19 protein-coding genes are annotated in these 20,726 nt (G+C 59.3%); 8 read left to right on the forward strand and 11 right to left on the reverse strand.

Features of this window, described 5'->3' with window-relative positions:
- Nucleotides 1-67: 67 nt before the first annotated feature.
- Complete coding sequence (locus J3R80_RS03975) at nt 68-595, reverse strand: invasion associated locus B family protein (RefSeq protein WP_275392463.1); 528 nt, start codon at nt 593-595, stop codon at nt 68-70.
- Nucleotides 596-778: 183 nt separating this feature from the next.
- Here J3R80_RS03975 and J3R80_RS03980 point away from each other — a divergent pair, with 183 nt between their 5' ends.
- The gene (locus J3R80_RS03980; protein ID WP_275392464.1) at nt 779-1,783 is read left to right on the forward strand and encodes an asparaginase; all 1,005 of its coding nucleotides are present in this window, start codon (nt 779-781) and stop codon (nt 1,781-1,783) included.
- Between the two features lie 67 nt (nt 1,784-1,850).
- Here the strand turns inward: J3R80_RS03980 and J3R80_RS03985 are convergent, their stop codons facing one another.
- Complete coding sequence (locus J3R80_RS03985) at nt 1,851-2,609, reverse strand: TSUP family transporter (RefSeq protein WP_275392465.1); 759 nt, start codon at nt 2,607-2,609, stop codon at nt 1,851-1,853.
- The gene (gene serB, locus J3R80_RS03990) at nt 2,602-3,480 is read right to left on the reverse strand and encodes a phosphoserine phosphatase SerB (RefSeq protein ID WP_275392774.1); all 879 of its coding nucleotides are present in this window, start codon (nt 3,478-3,480) and stop codon (nt 2,602-2,604) included. Before serB ends, J3R80_RS03985 begins: the two co-directional genes overlap by 8 nt.
- 153 nt (nt 3,481-3,633) lie before the next feature.
- Between serB and J3R80_RS03995 the strand changes: the two genes are divergently transcribed.
- Together J3R80_RS03995 and serA are read left to right on the forward strand one after the other, a co-directional pair.
- The gene (locus tag J3R80_RS03995; protein WP_275392466.1) at nt 3,634-4,779 is read left to right on the forward strand and encodes a phosphoserine transaminase; all 1,146 of its coding nucleotides are present in this window, start codon (nt 3,634-3,636) and stop codon (nt 4,777-4,779) included.
- Nucleotides 4,780-4,842: 63 nt separating this feature from the next.
- Entirely contained in the window at nt 4,843-6,435 is a 1,593-nt protein-coding gene (gene serA, locus J3R80_RS04000; protein WP_275392467.1) for a phosphoglycerate dehydrogenase, read from the forward strand.
- Nucleotides 6,436-6,488: 53 nt separating this feature from the next.
- Here the strand turns inward: serA and J3R80_RS04005 are convergent, their stop codons facing one another.
- On the reverse strand, nt 6,489-7,172 hold the full coding sequence (locus J3R80_RS04005) for an aquaporin (RefSeq protein WP_275392468.1): 684 nt from the start codon (nt 7,170-7,172) through the stop codon (nt 6,489-6,491).
- A 106-nt stretch (nt 7,173-7,278) separates the two neighbouring features.
- Between J3R80_RS04005 and J3R80_RS04010 the strand changes: the two genes are divergently transcribed.
- Entirely contained in the window at nt 7,279-8,019 is a 741-nt protein-coding gene (locus tag J3R80_RS04010) for a metallophosphoesterase family protein (protein ID WP_275392469.1), read from the forward strand.
- Between the two features lie 7 nt (nt 8,020-8,026).
- On the opposite strand, the gene J3R80_RS04015 is transcribed toward J3R80_RS04010, so the two are convergent.
- Together J3R80_RS04015 and mce are read right to left on the reverse strand one after the other, a co-directional pair.
- Complete coding sequence (locus tag J3R80_RS04015) at nt 8,027-8,302, reverse strand: DUF1467 family protein (protein ID WP_275392470.1); 276 nt, start codon at nt 8,300-8,302, stop codon at nt 8,027-8,029.
- Nucleotides 8,302-8,706 carry a methylmalonyl-CoA epimerase gene (gene mce / locus J3R80_RS04020; protein WP_275392471.1) on the reverse strand — a complete coding sequence of 135 codons (405 nt, stop codon included), beginning with the start codon at nt 8,704-8,706 and terminating at the stop codon, nt 8,302-8,304. Before mce ends, J3R80_RS04015 begins: the two co-directional genes overlap by 1 nt.
- A 160-nt stretch (nt 8,707-8,866) precedes the next feature.
- Here mce and J3R80_RS04025 point away from each other — a divergent pair, with 160 nt between their 5' ends.
- On the forward strand, nt 8,867-9,586 hold the full coding sequence (locus J3R80_RS04025; RefSeq protein ID WP_275392472.1) for a response regulator: 720 nt from the start codon (nt 8,867-8,869) through the stop codon (nt 9,584-9,586).
- Between the two features lie 465 nt (nt 9,587-10,051).
- Here the strand turns inward: J3R80_RS04025 and aspS are convergent, their stop codons facing one another.
- Both aspS and J3R80_RS04035 read right to left on the reverse strand, forming a co-directional pair.
- Nucleotides 10,052-11,902, reverse strand: a complete 1,851-nt coding sequence (gene aspS, locus J3R80_RS04030; protein WP_275392473.1) for an aspartate--tRNA ligase — start codon at nt 11,900-11,902, stop codon at nt 10,052-10,054.
- Nucleotides 11,903-11,985: 83 nt separating this feature from the next.
- Nucleotides 11,986-12,951: a phosphatase PAP2 family protein gene (locus J3R80_RS04035; protein ID WP_275392474.1), complete on the reverse strand. Its 966-nt coding sequence runs from the start codon at nt 12,949-12,951 to the stop codon at nt 11,986-11,988.
- Between the two features lie 216 nt (nt 12,952-13,167).
- Here J3R80_RS04035 and carB point away from each other — a divergent pair, with 216 nt between their 5' ends.
- From carB to J3R80_RS04050, 3 genes are all read left to right on the forward strand, one after another.
- Nucleotides 13,168-16,398 (forward strand): carbamoyl-phosphate synthase large subunit, encoded by a 3,231-nt coding sequence (gene carB, locus J3R80_RS04040; RefSeq protein WP_275392475.1) that lies wholly within the window; start codon nt 13,168-13,170, stop codon nt 16,396-16,398.
- A gap of 85 nt (nt 16,399-16,483) precedes the next feature.
- Nucleotides 16,484-16,780 (forward strand): hypothetical protein, encoded by a 297-nt coding sequence (locus tag J3R80_RS04045; protein WP_275392476.1) that lies wholly within the window; start codon nt 16,484-16,486, stop codon nt 16,778-16,780.
- Between the two features lie 131 nt (nt 16,781-16,911).
- Nucleotides 16,912-17,340, forward strand: coding sequence for a hypothetical protein (locus J3R80_RS04050; protein ID WP_275392477.1), 429 nt, complete (start codon nt 16,912-16,914; stop codon nt 17,338-17,340).
- A 108-nt stretch (nt 17,341-17,448) separates the two neighbouring features.
- Here J3R80_RS04050 and rimO read toward each other — a convergent pair whose 3' ends face one another.
- The 3 genes from rimO to J3R80_RS04065 all read right to left on the reverse strand — a co-directional run bounded on the left by rimO (nt 17,449) and on the right by J3R80_RS04065 (nt 20,532).
- On the reverse strand, nt 17,449-18,840 hold the full coding sequence (rimO, locus tag J3R80_RS04055) for a 30S ribosomal protein S12 methylthiotransferase RimO (protein WP_275392478.1): 1,392 nt from the start codon (nt 18,838-18,840) through the stop codon (nt 17,449-17,451).
- Between the two features lie 120 nt (nt 18,841-18,960).
- Nucleotides 18,961-19,536 carry a GcrA family cell cycle regulator gene (locus J3R80_RS04060; protein ID WP_275392479.1) on the reverse strand — a complete coding sequence of 192 codons (576 nt, stop codon included), beginning with the start codon at nt 19,534-19,536 and terminating at the stop codon, nt 18,961-18,963.
- 108 nt (nt 19,537-19,644) lie between these two features.
- Nucleotides 19,645-20,532 carry a DMT family transporter gene (locus tag J3R80_RS04065; RefSeq protein WP_275392480.1) on the reverse strand — a complete coding sequence of 296 codons (888 nt, stop codon included), beginning with the start codon at nt 20,530-20,532 and terminating at the stop codon, nt 19,645-19,647.
- Nucleotides 20,533-20,726: the final 194 nt, after the last annotated feature.

Consider the following 20,726-nt stretch of genomic DNA (forward strand, 5'->3'; position numbering starts at 1 on the left):
AAGCAACACTAATTGTCACGCCATGGAATTCCCATGGCGCGTCAGGTTGTCGTGAAGACCGGACGACCTAGCTGCCGCAGCGTTCTCCGGCTTCTTCAACAGCGGCGGTAAACCCAAGCAGACTGAACGTGTCTTTCGTCTTGGTGCCGCGCGAACTTTCTGCGTTCGCAACCGCGCTGGCGCCACGCTTCATAGCCGCGATGATCTTGGCATCGTCACCGGGAGAGGCCGACCAGGCCCATTCGCCATCCGTGAACAATTGGAACGTCGTATCACCAATCACAAGCGATACCGTTGATCCCGGTGCGAAAGGATAGCCACCTGTGAACGACACTTCGCCATTCACCTTGGAACCGGGGCGGTAGCTGACGAACAGCAGAATATCCCCACGTTTTACCGCCACCGAACGGCCATTTCGTGTGTTCACGGTTTCTTTCGGGCTCGAAACGCTCCAACATTCCGTTGGGTTGTCCTCGACAAACACACTCCAGTCGGTGTTTGCGGCGACCCGGTTCGAGCTTTCCTGAGCGAAAACGCCCGTCGCTGCCAGCGACAGGCCCAGTGCGCAAATCGCGCCTGAAATCGTTCGTTTCATGTCTAACACAGCCTCCAGCTGCCTCTGCCTCAAGCCCTTGCGCGTCCCAACCGTCTGACGCGGCCCTTGACTGTTGCGCTTGGGTCGTTTCCAAGTCTGTTCCGAGAGTTTAGCGCGAAACAAGAGCGTAATAAAAGCCCCTGCGGCGGTTTTTCGCGCGTTTCGTTTGGAAAGGAGCATCCTATGGGTAAGTCAGAGCGACTTGTAGAGGTTTGGCGCGGAGATATCCTTGAAAGCCAACACCATGGGCACGCTGTGATTTGCAATGCCAAGGGTGAAATCGTGGATGCCTGGGGAGACCCCGATCAGGTGATTTTGCCGCGCTCCTCGGCCAAGATGCTGCAAGCGCTGCCGCTGGTGGAAAGCGGGGCGGCGGATGCGGCCGGGCTGACGACCGAGCAGTTGGCCTTGTCCTGTGCCAGTCATCAGGGCGCGGCCATTCACACCGACCGCGTATCGCGCTGGTTGGCGGATATGGGGCTGAGCAATGACGATTTGCGCTGCGGCCCGCAATGGCCCGCCGACACGCCCGCCAAGGTGGGTCTGATCAAGACCGACGCCAGCCCCTGCCGCATTCACAACAACTGTTCGGGCAAGCATGCGGGGTTCCTGACGCTGAGCCGCCATATGGGGGTGAGCGATCCTGAATATGTCGCGGTGGATCATCCCATTCAGGTGGCGATCAAGCAGGTCTTTGAAGAGGTCACGGGCGAGGTCAGCCCCGGTTACGGCATCGACGGCTGTTCGGCCCCGAACCACGCCAGCACCCTTTTGGGCATGGGCCGCGCGATGGCTGGATTTGCAAGCGCGAAAGAGGGTGGCGACACGCGTCAGAAAGCGTCCGCCCGGCTGCGCGAGGCCATGATGCTGCATCCCGAGCTTGTCGCCGGGGAAACCCGCGCCTGCACCGAGCTGATGCGTACCGCCCCCGGCAAAGTGGCCCTGAAAACCGGGGCCGAGGCGTTCTTTGTCGCCATCATTCCTGAGCTTGAGATGGGCGTTGCACTGAAGATCGAGGACGGATCAACCCGTGCCTCGGAATGCGCGATTGCGGCGATCCTGGTGAAGCTGGGTGTGCTGGACCCGGCGCATCCGGATGTGAAGAAGCGTCTGAACCCGGATGTGCTGAACTTTGCCGGGTTGAACACGGGCTTCATCCGTCCGAGTGAGGCTATGTTGGCGGTGTAAGGGGCGTTGCCCCAGAGGGAAAGCGGGTGCTTTCCCTCTTCCCCAGGATATTTGGGACAAGAAAAAGCTAGAGAAGATCGGTGATCAGCTTCAACGCCATGGCGGATGAGGCGATCACCAGAAGCGGTTTGATCAGGCGCGCGCCGCTGCGCGAGGCCAGCGACGAGCCGACATAGGCGCCTGCCATCTGCGCCACACCCATGGCCAGCCCGATGGCCCAAAGCGGGGATAGCACCAGCAGGAACCCGGTCAGGCCTCCGACGTTCGACGCGAAGTTCAGAAGCTTCGTATGCGCGGTGGCTTTCAGGATGCCGTGGCCTGCCATCGTGACGAAGGCGAGCATGTAGAAAGCACCAGCCCCCGGCCCCAGTAGGCCGTCATAGAACGCGACGGCTGGCACGAAAGTCAGCGCGAACAGAACGGGTGTTAGCCGTTGGTGACGATCCACGTCGTCCAAGCCCGGTTTCAGCGCGAAGAAGAGCGCGATTGCCACCAGCAAAACGGGCAGCACCATGCGGATCAGCTCGGTCGGCAGCGCGTTGACGGACAGTGCGCCCAGAAGGGCGGCAACAAAGGCGATGAGGGCGGATTTCAATTGCCTGCGCAGGTTTACATGGCCTTTGCGCGCATATGTCACCGCCGCCATGCCCGCGCCGAACAGTCCCTGTACCTTGTTGGTGGCCAGCGCCGTCACCGGCGGCACGCCAGCGATCAAAAGGGCCGGGAGCGTGATCAGGCCGCCTCCGCCCGCGATACTGTCGATGAAGCCTGCGACGAACCCTGCCGCCAGAAGGAAGAGCAGGATTTCTGCTGAAAACTCAGCCATTTATGAAGTCTGACTGCGTGTATCCTTGGATGTAAAGTAGCGCGGTCAGGTCGCCGTGATTGATGCGAATGTCGCACTCTGCCGCGACGGACGGTTTGGCGTGAAGGGCCACGCCCGCGCCCGCCAGACCCAGCATGCCAAGGTCATTGGCGCCGTCACCCACGGCCATCACGTCGTCATGGGACAGGCCAAGGCGGGCGGTGATCTCTTTCAGTGCCTGCACTTTGGCTTCGCGGCCCAGAATGGGCATGCCCACCGTGCCGGTCAGTGCGCCATCGGCCACGTTCAGCGTGTTGGCGCGGTTTTCGTCAAAGCCCAGCGTGGCGGCGACATGTGCGGTGAAGGCGGTGAACCCGCCCGAGACCAGCGCGGCATAGGCCCCGTTGGCTTTCATCGTGGACAGAAGCGCCTTGCCGCCCGGCATCAAGGTGATGCGGTTAGCCAGCACGTCGCCGATGACGCTTTCGGGCAGACCTTTCAGAAGGCCGACACGCTCGGTCAATGCGCCTTCGAAGTCCAGCTCGCCGTTCATGGCGCGCGCGGTGATGTCTTTCACCCGCTCGCCGACACCGGCCTCGTCCGCCAGCTCGTCAATGCATTCTTGTTGGATCATGGTTGAATCCATGTCTGCCAGAAGCATCCGTTTGCGCCGTCCCTCTATCGGTTGGACAACCAGATCGACGCCCAGCGTTTGCAGGTCGGCCCATACGTCCCAAAGGTTCGCGGGCTTGTGCTGCAACGGAAACTCGGCCGCTTCATCGGGCGACAGCCAATCTGCATTTCCGCCACCCCAGGCGTTGCGCAGGCTTTCAACCAAGGTGGCGTCAAGACGAGGTTCTGAGGGGGAGGTCAAAAGCGTTGCGATGAACATGCGAAAGTTTCCGATCGTAGACATTTGGCGTCACTTTCCGACGCTCGGTGCGGCTATAGCGACATTTTCCGCCTTGTGCCAGCACGATTCCCTCATTACTTCGATCAGCGGGACACCCCTCCCCAACGAGGGGCTTATATCTGGAAGGGTATCATGACTGATATTGCTCAACCGGCTGCGCGGCCGGCGAATCCGCGTTTTTCCTCTGGCCCCTGCGCCAAACCCCCCACATGGAACCTTGATGCTCTGGCCGACGCCGCCTTGGGTCGCTCGCACCGTGCCGCCATCGGCAAGGACAAGCTGAAAGCGGCCATTGAAGGCACGCGCGAGGTGCTGGGCATCCCCGCTGATTACAAGATCGGCATTGTTCCCGCGTCCGACACCGGCGCGGTTGAAATGGCACTGTGGTCGCTTCTGGGCGCCCGCGAGGTCGAGATGCTGGCTTGGGAATCCTTCGGGTCTGGCTGGGTCACCGATGTTGTGAAGCAGCTGAAACTGGACGCTGTCGCCAAGACCGCCGATTACGGCCAACTGCCTGATCTGGCGTCGGTCGACTTCACCAATGACGTTGTCTTCACCTGGAACGGCACCACCTCGGGCGTGCGTGTTCCGAATGGTGACTGGATTGCGGATGACCGCGAAGGTCTGACCATCTGTGACGCGACCTCGGCCGCGTTTGCGATGGACCTGCCGTGGGACAAGCTGGATGTGACCACCTTCTCTTGGCAGAAAGTGCTGGGCGGCGAGGCGGCTCACGGCATGCTGATCCTGAGCCCCCGCGCTGTTGAGCGTCTGGAAAGCTATACCCCTGCATGGCCGCTGCCGAAAATCTTCCGTCTGACCAAAGGTGGCAAGCTGATCGACGGCATCTTCACGGGCGCGACGATCAACACGCCGTCGATGCTGGCGGTCGAGGATTATCTGTTCGCGCTGGACTGGGCACGTTCGGTTGGCGGGCTGGAAGGCCTGATCCACCGCGCAGATGCTAACACAAAAGCCGTCGCTGATTTCGTCGAGATGCGCGATTGGGTCGACTTCCTTGCCGAAGACGCGACCACGCTGTCGAACACCTCGGTCTGTCTGAAGTTCACCGATGACCGTATCAAAGACGGCGCAAGTTTCGCCAAGGCTGTGGCCAAGCGCCTGGAAGCTGAAGGTGTTGCGCTGGACGTTGGCGCCTATCGTGACGCCCCTGCCGGTCTGCGCATCTGGTGTGGCGGCACGGTCGAGACGTCGGACGTCGAGGCCCTGATGCCGTGGCTGGATTGGGCGTTCAACGCCGAAATCGAAGCCCAGTAAGACATTTGCCCTGCGCGCTGATGCGCGGGGCCTCCCCATCATCTTTGAAGAAGGACCAAACACATGGCCCCCAAAGTACTCGTATCCGACAAGCTTTCGGAAACCGCCGTTCAGATATTCCGCGATCGTGGCATCGAGGTTGATTTCGAACCGAGCCTCGGTAAAGACAAGGACGCTCTGCTTGCCAAGATCGGCGACTATGACGGTCTGGCAATTCGCTCGGCGACCAAAGTGACCGACAAGATCCTTGAAGCCGCAACCAACCTGAAGGTTGTTGGCCGCGCTGGGATCGGCACCGACAACGTCGACAAGGTTGCCGCGTCGAAAGCCGGTGTGATCGTGATGAACACGCCCTTCGGCAACATGATCACCACCGCTGAACACGCCATCGCGATGATGTTTGCTGTGGCGCGTCAGATCCCCGAAGCCTCGGCCTCGACCCATGCTGGGAAGTGGGAGAAGTCGAAATTCATGGGTGTCGAGCTGACCAACAAGACGCTGGGCGTCATTGGTGCAGGCAACATCGGTGGCATCGTCTGTGACCGCGCGCTGGGTCTGAAGATGAAAGTGATCGCCTATGATCCTTTCCTGTCGGAAGAGAAAGCCGACAAGATGGGTGTTGAAAAGGTCGAGTTGGATGACCTGCTGGCCCGCGCCGACTTCATCACCCTGCACGTGCCTCTGATCGACGCGACCCGCAATATCCTGAGCCGTGAAAACCTTGAAAAGACCAAGAAAGGCGTGCGCATCATCAACTGTGCCCGTGGTGGTCTGGTGGATGAAGAGGCTCTGGCTGATCTGCTGAAATCGGGTCACGTTGCTGGCGCTGCGTTTGACGTATTCGCCGTTGAACCCGCGACCGAGAACCCGCTCTTCAACCTGCCCAACGTCGTCTGCACCCCGCATCTTGGCGCGGCAACGACCGAAGCACAGGAAAACGTGGCGCTGCAGGTGGCTGAGCAGATGTCGGATTACCTGCTGACCGGTGCCGTTCAGAACGCCCTGAACATGCCGTCGGTCACCGCTGAAGAAGCCAAGGTTATGGGCCCTTGGATCAAACTGGCCGAGCATCTGGGTGCGTTCGTGGGCCAGATGACCGACGAGCCGATTAAGGCCGTAAACATTCTCTACGATGGTGTCGCGTCGGAAATGAACCTGAAGGCGCTGGACTGCGCCGTGATTGCTGGCTTGATGAAGCCGCAGACCCCGGACGTGAACATGGTGTCGGCGCCGGTTGTGGCGAAAGATCGCGGCATCAAGACCTCAACCACCACGCAAGCCAAGGGTGGGTCGTTTGATGGTTACATCAAGGTTACGGTCGTGACGGAAACCCGCGAACGCTCGATTGCAGGAACGGTGTTCTCGGACGGCAAGCCGCGCTTCATCCAGATCAAAGGCATCAATATCGACGCCGAGATTGGGAACCACATGCTTTACACCACCAATAATGACGTGCCGGGGATCATCGGGACGCTGGGGAAAACCATGGGTGAGAACGGTGTGAACATCGCCAACTTCACCCTGGGCCGCAAGGAAACCGGTGGTGACGCGATCGCGCTTCTGTATGTGGACGAAGCGATCCCTGAACCGGTGTTGAAGAAGCTTTGCGACACGGGCATGTTCAACTTGGTCAGCCCGCTGGAGTTTGACGTCTAAGCGTTACGCAAACGCACGATAGCCCCGGCCATTTGCCGGGGCTTTTTTGTCAGTCAGTCTGCGTCAAGCATGCCAGATTTGAACAAAACTCCCGCTGCGACGGCGCCAAGAACCGGGGCAATGATGAACAGCCACAACTGACCAAGTGCATGTCCCCCTGCGAATAATGCAGGGCCAAACGATCGGGCAGGGTTTACCGAAACGCCAGTCACGCTGATGCCGACAAGGTGGATGACCACCAGCGCCAATCCGATTGCCATGCCTGCAACCGCTGCAGGTGCGCCTGCGCCGGTTGCGCCAAGGATCACCACCACGAACAGGAAGGTCGCGACCAGCTCGAACACAAATGCCGAGATCACGTTGTACTCACCAAGGTATCCGACACCCCAGCCGTTTTGTCCAAGCCCAGAGGCGCTGACGTCGTAACCTCCGCCCTTGCCGGACGCGATTATGTAAAGGATCGCGGCCCCCACGACAGCGCCAGAAACCTGCGCAATGATATAGGTGCTGGCCTTTGACGCAGGCAGGCGGCCAGCGACGACGGCGGCGATCGTAACAGCCGGATTGATGTGGCACCCGGACACGCCACCGATGCCATAAGCCATCCCGATCAAGGCAAGGCCGAAGGCGAAACTGATGCCGGTCAGTCCGATATCGGCACCGGCGATGACGGCCGCGCCGCAACCAAAAAGCACCAACGTCATGGTGCCGATAAACTCAGCAGTTGCTTGTTTCATTTGTGGTCTCCCGTTACTCATAAATCACTCGGTTGATAATGCAGACAAACACGGGACCGTCGCGGGGAATTTGAGCCCTTCGCGCCCCTTTCCCAAGGGATTATAAATGACCCGCGCCTATGCCATCGGTGATATTCACGGCCATCTGGACAAATTGAAACAGGCGCATCGGTTGATTGCTGATGATCGTGCCCGTTGCGGTGATGGGAATGCCCCGATCATTCATATCGGCGACCTTGTGGATCGTGGTCCCGACAGCGCAGGTGTGATCGCGTATCTTCTGGACGGAAAGAACCGGAACAGGAACTGGGTCACTCTGAAGGGCAACCATGACCGGATGATGGAGATGTTTCTGCGCGACCACCCCATGGTCGATACGCAGCTTTTGGTCGACCACAACTGGCTGCATCCCCGAATAGGGGGCGTCGAGACCTTGGGCAGCTATGGGGTGGACCTGCCAGCAGGCATCCGCACCTATCAACTGCATCCCAAGGCGCGGGCAGCGGTTCCAGAAGCGCATCGCCACTTTCTGGCAAACTTACCCGCGATGTATCGTTTCGGTGATCTGTGCTTTGTCCATGCGGGCATTCGCCCCGGCATCCCGCTTGAGGACCAATCCGAGGATGATCTTTGCTGGATCCGCGGCGAGTTTCATGCCTCGACGGCGGACCACGGCCCTTTGATCGTTCATGGTCACACACCGGTGGACGAGGTGATGCACTATGGGAACCGGGTGAACATCGACACCGGAGCCGGACACGGTAAAGACTTGTCCGCAGTCGTGATCGAAGGGCGCGAGGTCTGGTTGCTGACGCCCGAAGGCCGCAGACCGGTAAAACGCCTGTAACCGCGCCCTATTTGGTATCGTCCAGCCTGTTGAACCAGTCGATATCTTCAACCGAAATCCAACCCGACACGATGATCCCGGCCACGATGGCCCATACCACCGTACCGATGATTGTGACGATGATCATGGTGCGGGCCAGTTTGAAATTGGCGGGTGCGCCCGCATGGGTGCCGCGCACCACGTCGCCTTCGTCGCCTTGGGTGCGCAGGCCGATGGGCAGGACCACGAACATGGTCACGAACCAGATGACCACGTAAAGAACGATGGCTGCAGTAATGGACATCAGACCTGTTCCAGTTCGACCAGCGTGCCGTTGAAATCCTTTGGATGCAGGAACAGAACGGGTTTGCCATGGGCGCCGATTTTCGGCTCTCCGGTGCCAAGCACACGCGCACCGGCCGATTGCAGCTTGTCGCGGGCCGCGATGATGTCGTCGACCTCGTAACAGATGTGGTGGATGCCACCTGACGGATTCTTCTCAAGGAAACCCGCGATGGGCGAGTTTTCTCCCAGCGGATAAAGCAGTTCGATCTTGGTGTTGGGCAAGGTGATGAAAACAACGGTAACACCGTGGTCAGGTTCGTCCTGTGGCGCGCCAACGTCGGCCCCCAGAGTGTCGCGATATTGCGCGGCGGCGGCATCAAGATCCGGCACGGCGATGGCCACGTGATTCAGGCGTCCGATCAACTCATCTCTCCCTCTGTATTCCGGGGTTGTTTATGCCGGGCTTGGCGCCCCCCGGCAAGTGCTGCAGTGCCGCATATGAAGAAAGCGACGCCGCGTTTGCAGGCTTAACGGGTTGTTAAGCAGTTCTGGCGCAGGCTGATGCCATGAAAGGAGTAGGCCGATGAGCGATGATCTGGAACAATTCATGTTGGGCCACCCCCCAACCCCCGATCGCCCGTTGCAGGGACTGACCGTGCTTGTGGTCGAGGATAGTCGATTTGCGTCCGAGGCGATACGTCTGTTGAGCCTGCGATCTGGTGCCCGGATTCGACGCGCCGACAGCCTGCGTGCTGCACATCGGCATTTGCAGGTCTATCGTCCTTCGATCGTGATCGTCGACATGGGGTTGCCGGATGGATGCGGGGCGGATCTGATCGCACGACTGTCCACTCACCCACCACGTGTTCCCGTTCTGCTGGGGATGAGCGGTGACGGAACACTTAAAGATCAGGCATTGCAAGCCGGTGCTGACGGGTTTCTGGCCAAGCCGGTCGAAAGCCTGGCTGTCTTTCAGCAGGCGATCCTGTCCGTATTGCCTGCCACCGAAGGTCCGGTCACGCCGCGTGCCCTGCCACAAGACCTGATCGCACCGGATGAGATCGCGTTTCAAGATGATCTTTGTCACGCCGCCACGCTGATGCGGGACGATGTGGATGGTCCCATGCAGGACTATATTGCCCAGTTCTTGGGGGGCGTCGCGCGAAGTGCACATGACAATTCGCTTGAGGCAGCCGCAACGGGACTGGCGCAAGCCCGCGCGGCTGGTCGTGGAACGGTTGCAGATCTGGCGCGCGTGCAAGGGCTTGTGCAGGATCGACTGGCCCATCGTCACGTGCTTTAGGAAACGATTTGGCCTTACGACAAGCGGCCCCAAAGGTGACGTAACGGCAGTTTGAGCTTGCCCCGAAAATACCTTTGCGGTCCACGAAATCGGCCGGTCGTGACCTCATTTCCGCCCAATTTTGGTGGCAGAAAAACATCAGACGGGGTGAACAGAGTGTTAAGTCGAGGGTTGTATTATGAAAAGCCTTATTAAACGTTTCGCTGATGAAGAGTTCGGCAATGCTGTGATTGACTGGACAGTTCTGCTATCCGGCGCGGCCATGTTGGCCACGGCACTGGTGCTGACTGTCGCCTGACCTTTGGGTCGGAAAGACGACACAACAGATGATATGATCGAAACCCGTCCGGTAAACGGTGGTTTGAGAAGAGTGCTTTTTCAGCGAGCTGCCGCTGAAAAATAAGGGTGCGTGATGATCTCACGCACCCTTTCTTGTTTTCTGGGGCACCGAAATGTCCGCTGGTGTCATTCTTGCGGGATGACCCGCAGATGCAATTCACGCAGCTGTTCATTCTGCGGTTCGCTTGGTGCGTTCATCATCAGATCTTCAGCACGTTGGTTCATCGGGAACATCATCACTTCGCGGATGTTTTCCTGATCGGCCAGCAGCATCACGATACGGTCGACACCGGCCGCACAACCGCCGTGCGGGGGCGCGCCGTATTGGAACGCGTTGACCATGCCGCCAAACCGTTTGCGCACCTCATCCTCGCCATAACCTGCCAGTTCAAAGGCTTTGAACATGATCTCGGGCTTGTGGTTCCGGATGGCACCGGACACCAGTTCGTAACCGTTGCAGGCAAGGTCATACTGATATCCGCGCACGGCCAGCGGGTCGCCCTCCAGCGCCTCCATCCCGCCTTGCGGCATGGAAAACGGGTTGTGGTCGAAATCAAGCTTGCCGGTTTCGTCATCCATCTGGAAGATCGGGAAGTCCACGATCCACGCAAAGGCAAAACGGTCCTTGTCGGTCAGGCCAAGTTCGTCCCCGATAACGGTGCGGGCACGTCCTGCGACACCTTCAAACGCCTTTGGCTTGCCGCCAAGGAAGAAGGCCGCGTCGCCAATATCCAGCCCAAGCTGTTGGCGGATCGCCTCGGTCCGTTCCGGGCCAATATTCTTGGCCAGCGGGCCGGCGGCTTCCATGCCGCCTTCTACCTCACCCGATTTCAGCTTGGCTTGGGCTTCCTTGACTGTGATACCCAATTCCTGGGCAACGGCATCCGCAGTTTTCTCGCGCCAGAAGATATAGCCCATGCCGGGCAGTCCCTGCTCTTGCGCAAACTTGTTCATCTGGTCGCAGAACTTGCGCGACCCGCCTTTCGGGGCGGGGATGGCGCGAATTTCGGTGCCGTCCTGTTCAAGCAATTTCGCAAAAATCGCAAAGCCCGAGCCGCGGAAATGATCGGACACGACCTGCATCTTGATCGGGTTGCGCAGGTCCGGCTTGTCGGTGCCATACCACAGCGCGGCATCCTTATAGGAAATCTGCGGCCAGTCCTGATCGACCTTGCGGCCACCGCCGAATTCCTCGAACACGCCTTTCAGAACCGGCTGGATCGTGTCGAACACGTCCTGTTGGGTGACGAAGGACATTTCCATGTCCAACTGATAGAAATCAGTGGGCGAGCGGTCGGCGCGCGGGTCTTCGTCACGGAAACACGGCGCAATCTGGAAGTATTTGTCAAATCCCGCGACCATCATCAGCTGCTTGAACTGCTGTGGGGCTTGGGGAAGGGCATAGAATTTGCCCGGATGCAGACGCGACGGCACAAGGAAGTCACGCGCACCTTCGGGGCTGGATGCCGTGATGATCGGCGTTTGATATTCGCGGAAGTCCTGATCCCACATCCGTTTGCGCATCGAGGCGACGACATCCGAGCGCAGTTTCATGTTTTCCTGCATCACCTCGCGGCGCAGGTCGAGGAAGCGATATTTCAGCCGCGTTTCTTCCGGGTATTCCTGATCGCCGAACACCATCAGGGGCAGCTCGTTCGCCGCGCCCAGCACCTCAAGGTCGCGCACGAAGACCTCGATCTCGCCGGTCGGGATCTTGTCGTTCACCAGATCGGCATCGCGCGCCTTCACGTTGCCGTCGATGCGGATGCACCATTCGGACCGCACCTTCTCCATCTCGGCAAAGACGGGGCTGTCGGGGTCGCACAGGACCTGCGTGATGCCGTAATGGTCGCGCAGGTCGATGAACAGGATGCCGCCATGATCGCGGACCCGATGGACCCAACCAGACAGGCGAACCGTGTCGCCAACATTCGATTTGTTCAGTTCAGCGCAAGTGTGGCTGCGAAAAGCGTGCATGGGTGCCCCCGTCGAGCGGTTCATATGTATCGCGCCGATACACCTGCCTTGGCGGGCAAAGTCAAGGGCACGTTAGGCAGTATTCAATCGTACTGGGCGTCCTTCTCGCCGCGACGGCGCAAATAAAGCCACAAACCAACGATGACGGCGATCGAGACATAACCATCGATGGCATAGTGATAACCAGTGTAGACCGACATATACAGGATTGCGGCGACCCAGATGACAGCCAGGGGAAGCAGATAGGCAGAGCGTTCATACAGGTAGAGCCCAACCAGCGTGGCAACCGAAACATGGACGCTTGGAAATGCCGAGATTCCAGTGCCCTGTGATTGATCAAAATGTTCGTAAAGAATCCACAGACTTTCTTGTGCTTTGCGAATGATTTCCATGTTGGCCTCGATCGGTAAGAACGAGCCGGGCAGATCGGCGAAGTACTCACCCCCGTACAGGCGGTCAAAGTATATGGGACCGACTGAAAGACCAGCCAGCGCAAGCAGGTTTCCGATAATAATCCATGCGGATACATACAGGATCAAAATGCGCCTCACACGCGTTTCGTCGCTGTCCAGCGTTGCCAGGGCTATGGGTAGGATGATGGCGATGGTTAACCAACCGTGGAGATAGATACCCGCCAACCACTCCAATGGGACGTATTGACTCCAATTATGTGTCATCGCCCATGGATCGGTTCCCAGATGTATAATTCTGTCAATTTCGACGAATCCGGGATCGGCAAAGAACGGCAAAATAAATGGCATCGAGGTCTTGATCACCAAGAAAGCTGCCTGAAAGCACGCTGTGCCGATTGACGCTAGAAGCGCATGGATAATCATATCTCTCGGGCGCTTGGTCTGATAGATTGCACTTCCCACAAGCCCCAAACTTACAAGGGTGAAAGCGACAAACAGCAACATAGGAATCGCGTTGACAAATATGCTTATTTTTTCACCGACGACTTCCGCAGCGTTGTCCCGAACCAAGAACGCGATGAGAGTCGCAATAAGTAGATAGCCTATGCCGAACCGTAGGAACTGATTAATAGACATCTTTCTTAACAACTCTCAAACATGTTTGACCCGTCCATATTTTAGTGCTCGATTTTATGCAATTCCGTACTGAGGTTCGAAGTGATTAATTACATCACTTTCCCCACTTTCGATCCATCGTCCCCTTGCGCCTTCGCGTTCTATCTCTATAACCCACGACAATTTGCGCGCGGGTGAGAATCCCGGTCGCGATCCAGTCTGCCGATGGGGGTCACAATGCCGAAAAGAACCGATATCAACTCAATCATGATCATCGGCGCGGGGCCCATCATCATCGGGCAAGCCTGCGAATTTGACTATTCCGGGGCGCAGGCATGTAAAGCCCTTCGCGAAGAAGGCTACCGGGTTATTCTGGTGAACTCGAACCCGGCGACGATCATGACTGATCCGGGGCTGGCAGATGCCACCTATATCGAGCCGATCACCGCAGACGTGGTTGCCAAGATCATCGAAAAAGAACGCCCGGATGCGCTTCTGCCCACGATGGGTGGTCAGACCGGGTTGAACACGGCGCTGGAGCTGGACGATCTGGGTGTGCTTGACAAGTTCAACGTGGAGCTAATCGGTGCCAAGCGTGCTGCCATCGAAATGGCAGAAGACCGCAAACTGTTCCGCGAGGCAATGGACCGGCTGGGCATCGAAAATCCGCGCGCCACCATCGCCAACACGATGGAAGAGTGCATGGCGGCGCTGTCCGACATCGGTTTGCCCGCGATCATCCGTCCTGCCTTCACGCTGGGCGGCACCGGTGGCGGCGTGGCCTATAACCGCGAGGAATACGAGCATTATTGCCGCACCGGGCTGGATGCCTCGCCTGTCAGCCAGATTCTGATCGACGAGAGTCTGCTGGGCTGGAAAGAATACGAGATGGAGGTGGTGCGTGACACTGCCGACAACGCCATCATTGTTTGTTCCATCGAAAACGTGGATCCAATGGGCGTGCACACGGGTGACTCGATCACTGTCGCGCCTGCGCTGACGCTGACCGACAAAGAATACCAGTTGATGCGCACGCATTCGATCAACGTCCTGCGCGAGATCGGCGTGGAAACCGGCGGGTCGAACGTGCAATGGGCGGTGAACCCTGAAGACGGGCGTATGGTGGTGATCGAGATGAACCCGCGCGTGTCGCGCTCATCCGCGCTGGCATCGAAGGCCACGGGCTTTCCGATTGCCAAGATCGCGGCGAAGCTGGCTGTTGGCTATACGCTGGACGAGCTGGACAACGATATCACCAAGGTGACGCCCGCGTCGTTTGAACCGACAATCGACTATGTTGTCACCAAGATCCCCCGCTTTGCGTTTGAGAAATTCGCAGGTGCCAAGCCGGAACTGACCACCGCGATGAAATCGGTGGGCGAGGTTATGTCGATCGGGCGCACCTTCCACGAAAGCCTACAAAAAGCGCTGGCCTCGATGGAAACCGGTTTGACCGGGCTGGACGAGATCGACATCCCCGGCGCGCCGGATCAGGCCGCCATCATCAAGGCGATTTCCGAACAGCGCCCCGACCGCATCCTGAAGATCGCGCAGGCGATGCGGTTTGGCATGTCGGATGAAGATATTCAGGCCTGCACCGCCTTTGACCCGTGGTTCCTGGCCCGCATTCGCGAGATCATTGAGGCCGAAGCCGCCATCAAGGACAACGGTCTGCCGTCGGATGAGACCGGATTGCGCAAGCTCAAGATGATGGGTTTCACCGACGCGCGCCTTGCCAAGCTGACCGGTTTCAAGGAAAGCGACGTTCGCAACGCACGTCGTAAAGTGGGCGTGAACGCTGTGTTCAAGCGTATCGACACGTGCGCTGCCGAGTTCGAAGCCCAGACCCCCTACATGTATTCGACCTATGAAGCCCCGATGATGGGCGAGGTGGAATGCGAAGCCCGTCCGTCGGACCGCAAGAAGGTCGTTATTCTGGGTGGTGGTCCGAACCGGATCGGGCAGGGGATCGAGTTCGACTATTGCTGCTGTCATGCCTGTTTCGCGCTGACCGATGCGGGCTATGAAACCATCATGATCAACTGCAACCCGGAAACCGTGTCGACCGATTATGACACCTCGGACCGGCTGTATTTCGAACCGCTGACCTTCGAACATGTGATGGAAATCCTGACGAAAGAGCAGGAAAACGGCACGCTGCACGGTGTGATCGTCCAGTTTGGCGGCCAGACCCCCCTGAAGCTGGCCAACGCGCTGGAGGCCGAGGGCATTCCGATCCTTGGCACCACCCCAGATGCCATCGACCTTGCCGAAGACCGCGAACGGTTCCAGGCGCTGGTCAACCAGTTGGGCCTGAAACAGCCGAAAAACGGTATCGCCGCGACCGGTGCCGAAGCCCTTGCGATTGCCGAGGATATCGGCTTCCCGCTGGTGATCCGCCCGTCATACGTGTTGGGGGGCCGTGCGATGGAAATCGTGCGCGACATGGCGCAGTTGGAACGCTATATCGCCGAAGCCGTGGTTGTGTCGGGTGACAGCCCGGTTCTGCTGGACAGCTATCTGTCCGGCGCGGTCGAGGTCGATGTGGATGCCCTGTGCGATGGCGAAAACGTCCATGTCGCGGGCATCATGCAGCATATCGAAGAGGCCGGCGTTCATTCGGGCGACAGTGCCTGTTCGCTGCCGCCCTATTCGCTGTCTGCCGAGATCATCGCCGAACTGCGGCGCCAGTCTCGCGAACTGGCATTGGCGCTGAACGTGGTTGGCCTGATGAACGTACAGTTTGCGGTCAAGGATGACGTGATTTATCTGATCGAAGTGAACCCCCGCGCCTCGCGCACCGTGCCCTTCGTGGCCAAGGCGGTTCTGTCGCCCATCGCCTCGATCGCGGCGCGTGTCATGGCGGGCGAAAAGCTGGACGCCTTCGATCTGGTCGATCCCGAGATCGACAGCTATGCGGTCAAGGAAGCCGTGCTGCCCTTCGCCCGTTTCCCCGGCGTGGATACGCTTCTTGGCCCGGAAATGCGATCAACCGGCGAAGTGATGGGCGCGGACAAGGATTTCGCCATGGCGTTTCTTAAGGCGCAGCTTGGTGCAGGCACCGTTCTTCCGACGGAAGGCAACGTGTTCCTGTCGATCAAGGACGGCGACAAGACCGATCAACTGGTCGACACGGCCAAGCTTTTGAAAGAGCAGGGGTTTACCATTCTGGCCACCCGCGGCACGGCATCTTTCCTGTCTGAAAATGGTGTCGAAACCGAGGCCGTCAATAAAGTGTACGAGCCGGGTCGCAACATCGTTGACCGCATGAAGGATGGCGAGGTGCAGCTGGTCCTGAATACGACCGAAGGCACCCAGTCGGTGAATGACAGCCGCGAGATGCGCAATGTCGCCCTGATGGACAAGATCCCGTATTTCACCACGCTGGCCGCCAGCCATGCCGCCGCACGTGCCATGCAGGCCCGCAGCGCGCACGAGATCGAAGTCAGGCCGCTTCAAGGCGCGTGACAACCTGAAATCGCGGGCGGCAAGGAATTGCCGCACCGCGTTTCAACCTGTGATATGCTTGGGAAAATCCAGAAGGAGACCCCAGATGAAACAGCTTGTTCCCCTGATCGCCCTTGGCCTGCTAACCGCCTGCGAAACCAAGACGGCCCATACCCCGCCCGAAACCGACCTGCCCCTGTTCGGCGGCGGCTATCGCGCCGAAGGCGACCAATGCCGCCGGGTGGGTGAAAGCGCGGCCACCGTCGAATATCTTGACGACACCGCCGACCTTGTGGCCTGCCCCGAAGACTACGAAGGGCTTGGCGTGTTCCAGGTGGACACCGGCGGCACCGAGGTCGCCCGGATCGACGGCTGGGTGCTGTTTAGTGTGAGTAGGGAATAGGGGTAGGTGAAAGGGTTGGGTCTGCGGGACGGAGCTGCCGTTCAACTCGATCGAAGCATTGAATGTTTATGAGCTCACATTCAGCGATGCTACACTTCGGCTAAAACGCATCTTCGCTTGAGGAAACGGATTTGAATGATAACGCCAGATGGGAATTTATCACCGCGCTTGACGATGAACTGTTAAAGGGCGGCGCTACCATGTCGGAATGGTGCGCATTCATCGTTCGCGATTGCGATTATGCCTTCGTCGGTGGCGCGAACCTAGCAACCGTAATATCCGCTACCGCCGCAATTGAAACGTATCTTCGTGCAGAGTATGCAGTCGGGAAGCGAATTCGCCTTGCCGATTTGATTGATAGCGCGCCTATCCAACAGGGACTGCGAGAAGACATTCATAAGCTGCGAAAATATCGCAACACGTGGGTTCATGTGGCAACGCCGGAGGACGATGAAGAAATTCTACAGAACCCAGAGGCATATGAAGAGCAACTAGAAGAATGGGCCAAGCTGGCGCAACGCACATTGCGCCGGACCATCTACGAAAATCAGTGTGTATGAAAGGGTCTGCCAGTGCGAGCGTCCGCTCCCTGCGCTAAGCCGCTATTGGAACCTCTCGCAGCGTCGGACACTCTGGACTCACAACGGTCACTCAACCATTCCCAGCACCTACCGCAACGCACCCCACAAATCATACTCCCCCGCCTCGTCCACCTCAACGCGAACGATCTGCCCGACGGCTAGCCCCTCTGTCCCTTCGTCAATGAACAAGTTCCCGTCGATTTCGGGCGCGTCGGCTTTGGTGCGGCAGGTGGCGATGCCGTCTTCGTCGATGTCGTCGATGATCACGTCCATCACCTGACCCACCTTCGCGGCCAGTTTGGCTTCCGAGATTGCCTGCGCTTTTTCCATGAACCGCTCCCACCGGTCTTGCTTGACCTCGGCGGGGACGTGGTTGGGCAGGTCGTTTGACCGTGCGCCGTCGACATTTTCGTATTGGAAGCAGCCGACGCGATCCAGTTGCGCCTCGTCCATCCAGTCCAGAAGGGTCTGAAACTCGGCCTCGGTCTCGCCGGGATAACCCACGATGAAGGTCGAGCGCAGGGTGATGTCGGGGCAGTCCGCGCGCCACGCGGCGATCTCGTCCAGCGTTTTCGATGCCGCTGCCGGGCGGGCCATGCGCCTCAAGGTGTCCGGGTGGGCGTGCTGGAACGGGATGTCCAGATAGGGCAGGATTAGCCCGTCAGCCATCAGCGGGATCAACTGGCGCACATGCGGATAGGGATAGACATAGTGCAGGCGGACCCACAGGTCTTTGCCAGCCCCCAGCGCGCCAAGGTCACGCGCCAGATCGGTGATATGGGCGCGGTGCCCACGCTCTTCCGCGTGTTTGATGTCGACGCCATAGGCCGAGGTGTCCTGCGAGATCACCAGTAGTTCTTTCACACCCGCGTCCACCAGCTTGCCTGCCTCGCGGACGACCGCATGGGCCGGGCGGCTGGCCAGCTTCCCGCGCATGTCGGGGATGATGCAGAACTTGCACTTGTGATTGCAGCCTTCTGAGATCTTCAGATAGCTGTAGTGGCGCGGGGTCAGGCTGACCCCAGTGGCGGGCAGCAGGTCGATGAACGGGTCCGGGCTGGGCGGCACGGCCCCGTGCACGGCGTCCAGCACCTGTTCATATTGATGCGGGCCGGTAACGGCCAAGACGCTGGGATGGGTGCCGCGGATATAGTCCTCTTCCGCGCCCAGACAGCCGGTGACGATCACCTTGCCGTTTTCGTTCAGGGCTTCGCCGATGGCTTCAAGGCTTTCGGCCTTTGCCGAGTCCAGAAATCCGCAAGTGTTCACGATCACCGCATCCGCGCCGGAGTAATCCGGGCTGATCGCATAGCCTTCGGCGCGCAGGCGGGTCAGGATGCGTTCGCTGTCGACCAGCGCTTTGGGGCAGCCAAGGCTGACCATACCTACGGTGGGCTGACCCTCGCGGGAAGGTTCTGAGAAGCGGGCTTTCGGCGCAAGGTCAGGGCGCAGGTTGGGTGGGTTCACAGGATTTGTCATGGCGGGCATATAGACCCCCGCTTGCGATCTGGAAAGGGGAAGTGCCAACAGAACGCTGTGCAGATACGAAAAAGGCGCGAGGGGTGCCCATCGCGCCTTACTTCCTGACTTTGATCCGGCTTACCGTTTCCGATCACGCCGCGAGGACATTGGTTGGAACGCCACGCCCACATGTGCCTCGCAATAAGGTTTGCCTTGTTGCACCGGCAGACCGCAGAACCAGAATTCTTCCGTCGCCGGGTCGCCGATGGGCCATTTGCAGGTCCGCTCGGTCAATTCCATCAGGTTCAGCTTTTTCGCGCCCTTTTCGACTTCGCGCACCGATGCCAGCGCCTCGGGGCTGATTTCGTTTGCCGATGGCTGCGGGGGCAGGGGTTGGCCTGCGGGGATGATCTGTTTGCGCGCGGGAATGGGTTTGGCTTCAGCCGCTGGCTTGGCGGCCGGCTCTGCCTCTTTCTTTGCGGCGGGTTTCGGCTTGGCCGCGGCCTTGGGTTTGGCCGCTGCTTTAGGCGCTGCCTTTTCCTTGGCCGGGGCTTTGGTGCCACCGCCAGACCGATTGGACAGGCCAAGGCGATGCACCTTGCCAATCACGGCGTTGCGGGTGACGCCACCAAGTTCTTTTGCGATGACCGAGGCAGACTGCCCCTCGCCCCACATCTTTTTCAGGATTTCAACGCGCTCGTCGGTCCAGGACATATTTTTTCCCGTTTTTGGGGTGGGCGGCCGGTCAGCCCGGATAACCCAGTAAATTCACAAGCGCCTATTTTAGTCATAGTGCCGGGGGATACAAGCGCAGAAGCGGCATCAGGCAGACCTGCGACCTTCGCGCCAGATCAGAAGCACGCCGCCTGCGACGATGATCGCCGCCCCGATCAGGCTGGCGGTGACGGGGATGACGCCGAACACGGCGAAATCGTAAAGCCCGGCAAAGACCAGCGTGGCATAGGAAAAGGGCACGGCGAAACTTGCATCGGCGCGTTTCATCGACTGGATGAAGCAGGTTTGCGCAAGGGCCATCATGAAACCAAGCGTGGCAAGGGCTGCCCATTGTGCAGGGGTCGGCGGGGTCCAGACCCAGATCACCGCCAAGGTTGCCACGGTCAGGCCGATCCCGTTGTTGATCCACAGGATCTGCAAAGGGGCCTCGCGCCCGGTCAGGCGTTTGATCAGCGTGATTTCGAACCCCATCACCATGGCGGCGGCCAGTGCCAGGAAGGCGGCGGGATGAAAGCTGCCGGTCCCGGGGCGGATCAGGACAAAAGCGCCAACCAGCGCGATGGCGGCGGCGATCCAGCGCCATGGCCCCACCCGTTCGCCCAGCAACAGGATGGCGAACACCATGGCAAAGACCGGGTTCAGGAAGCTGATCGCGGTGGCGTCGGCCAGCGGGATGAAGCCAACAGCTGCGAACATCAGCGAAATACCGGTCCAGCCCGCAACCGAACGGGCGATGTGCAGGGGGATGTTGGTGCTGCGCAGGGCGGGGCGGGTCAGGGCCACCACCGTGCTGATCGCAAGGAAGGCGAACAGGAACCGGCCATGGCTGATCTGCAACGGGTGAAGGGGCGTGCCAAGGGTGTCACGCCCGGCAAGCTTGGCCATCAGCGTGGTGCCTGCAATCAATGATGACGCCATCAGCATGAAGCCTGCTGCGGCCAAGGGGTTGAAGATCGGGTGAGCGCGCGTTTCCATCTGCTTCCCATACGGGTTTGGCCGCGCCATGAAAAGGCTGGACAGACGGGTTGCCTTCGCGTAAGCCCGCCCCATGATCAAACGCCTGCATATCGCTGACACCCGACGCCGACGCGCCCGCGCCTGACGTCCGTTCCCGTTTGATCCTGCGCCTTTGACGCGCACCCTTTCTGAAATTGTTGACTCGAAGCCCG

The organism is Aliiroseovarius sp. Z3, assembly GCF_029105185.1.
In the GTDB taxonomy this organism is placed as follows: domain Bacteria; phylum Pseudomonadota; class Alphaproteobacteria; order Rhodobacterales; family Rhodobacteraceae; genus Aliiroseovarius.

Coding starts and splice junctions, on each gene's coding strand:
- rimO (WP_275392478.1), bottom strand. CDS start 18,840: ATGACAAATCCTGTGAACCCACCCAACCTGCGCCCTGACCTTGCGCCG.
- J3R80_RS03995 (WP_275392466.1), top strand. CDS start 3,634: ATGACTGATATTGCTCAACCGGCTGCGCGGCCGGCGAATCCGCGTTTT.
- J3R80_RS03985 (WP_275392465.1), bottom strand. CDS start 2,609: ATGGCTGAGTTTTCAGCAGAAATCCTGCTCTTCCTTCTGGCGGCAGGG.
- J3R80_RS04035 (WP_275392474.1), bottom strand. CDS start 12,951: ATGTCTATTAATCAGTTCCTACGGTTCGGCATAGGCTATCTACTTATT.
- J3R80_RS04015 (WP_275392470.1), bottom strand. CDS start 8,302: ATGTCCATTACTGCAGCCATCGTTCTTTACGTGGTCATCTGGTTCGTG.
- J3R80_RS04065 (WP_275392480.1), bottom strand. CDS start 20,532: ATGGAAACGCGCGCTCACCCGATCTTCAACCCCTTGGCCGCAGCAGGC.
- J3R80_RS04045 (WP_275392476.1), top strand. CDS start 16,484: ATGAAACAGCTTGTTCCCCTGATCGCCCTTGGCCTGCTAACCGCCTGC.
- aspS (WP_275392473.1), bottom strand. CDS start 11,902: ATGCACGCTTTTCGCAGCCACACTTGCGCTGAACTGAACAAATCGAAT.
- serB (WP_275392774.1), bottom strand. CDS start 3,480: ATGTTCATCGCAACGCTTTTGACCTCCCCCTCAGAACCTCGTCTTGAC.
- serA (WP_275392467.1), top strand. CDS start 4,843: ATGGCCCCCAAAGTACTCGTATCCGACAAGCTTTCGGAAACCGCCGTT.
- J3R80_RS04025 (WP_275392472.1), top strand. CDS start 8,867: ATGAGCGATGATCTGGAACAATTCATGTTGGGCCACCCCCCAACCCCC.
- J3R80_RS03980 (WP_275392464.1), top strand. CDS start 779: ATGGGTAAGTCAGAGCGACTTGTAGAGGTTTGGCGCGGAGATATCCTT.
- J3R80_RS03975 (WP_275392463.1), bottom strand. CDS start 595: ATGAAACGAACGATTTCAGGCGCGATTTGCGCACTGGGCCTGTCGCTG.
- J3R80_RS04010 (WP_275392469.1), top strand. CDS start 7,279: ATGACCCGCGCCTATGCCATCGGTGATATTCACGGCCATCTGGACAAA.
- J3R80_RS04005 (WP_275392468.1), bottom strand. CDS start 7,172: ATGAAACAAGCAACTGCTGAGTTTATCGGCACCATGACGTTGGTGCTT.
- J3R80_RS04060 (WP_275392479.1), bottom strand. CDS start 19,536: ATGTCCTGGACCGACGAGCGCGTTGAAATCCTGAAAAAGATGTGGGGC.
- carB (WP_275392475.1), top strand. CDS start 13,168: ATGCCGAAAAGAACCGATATCAACTCAATCATGATCATCGGCGCGGGG.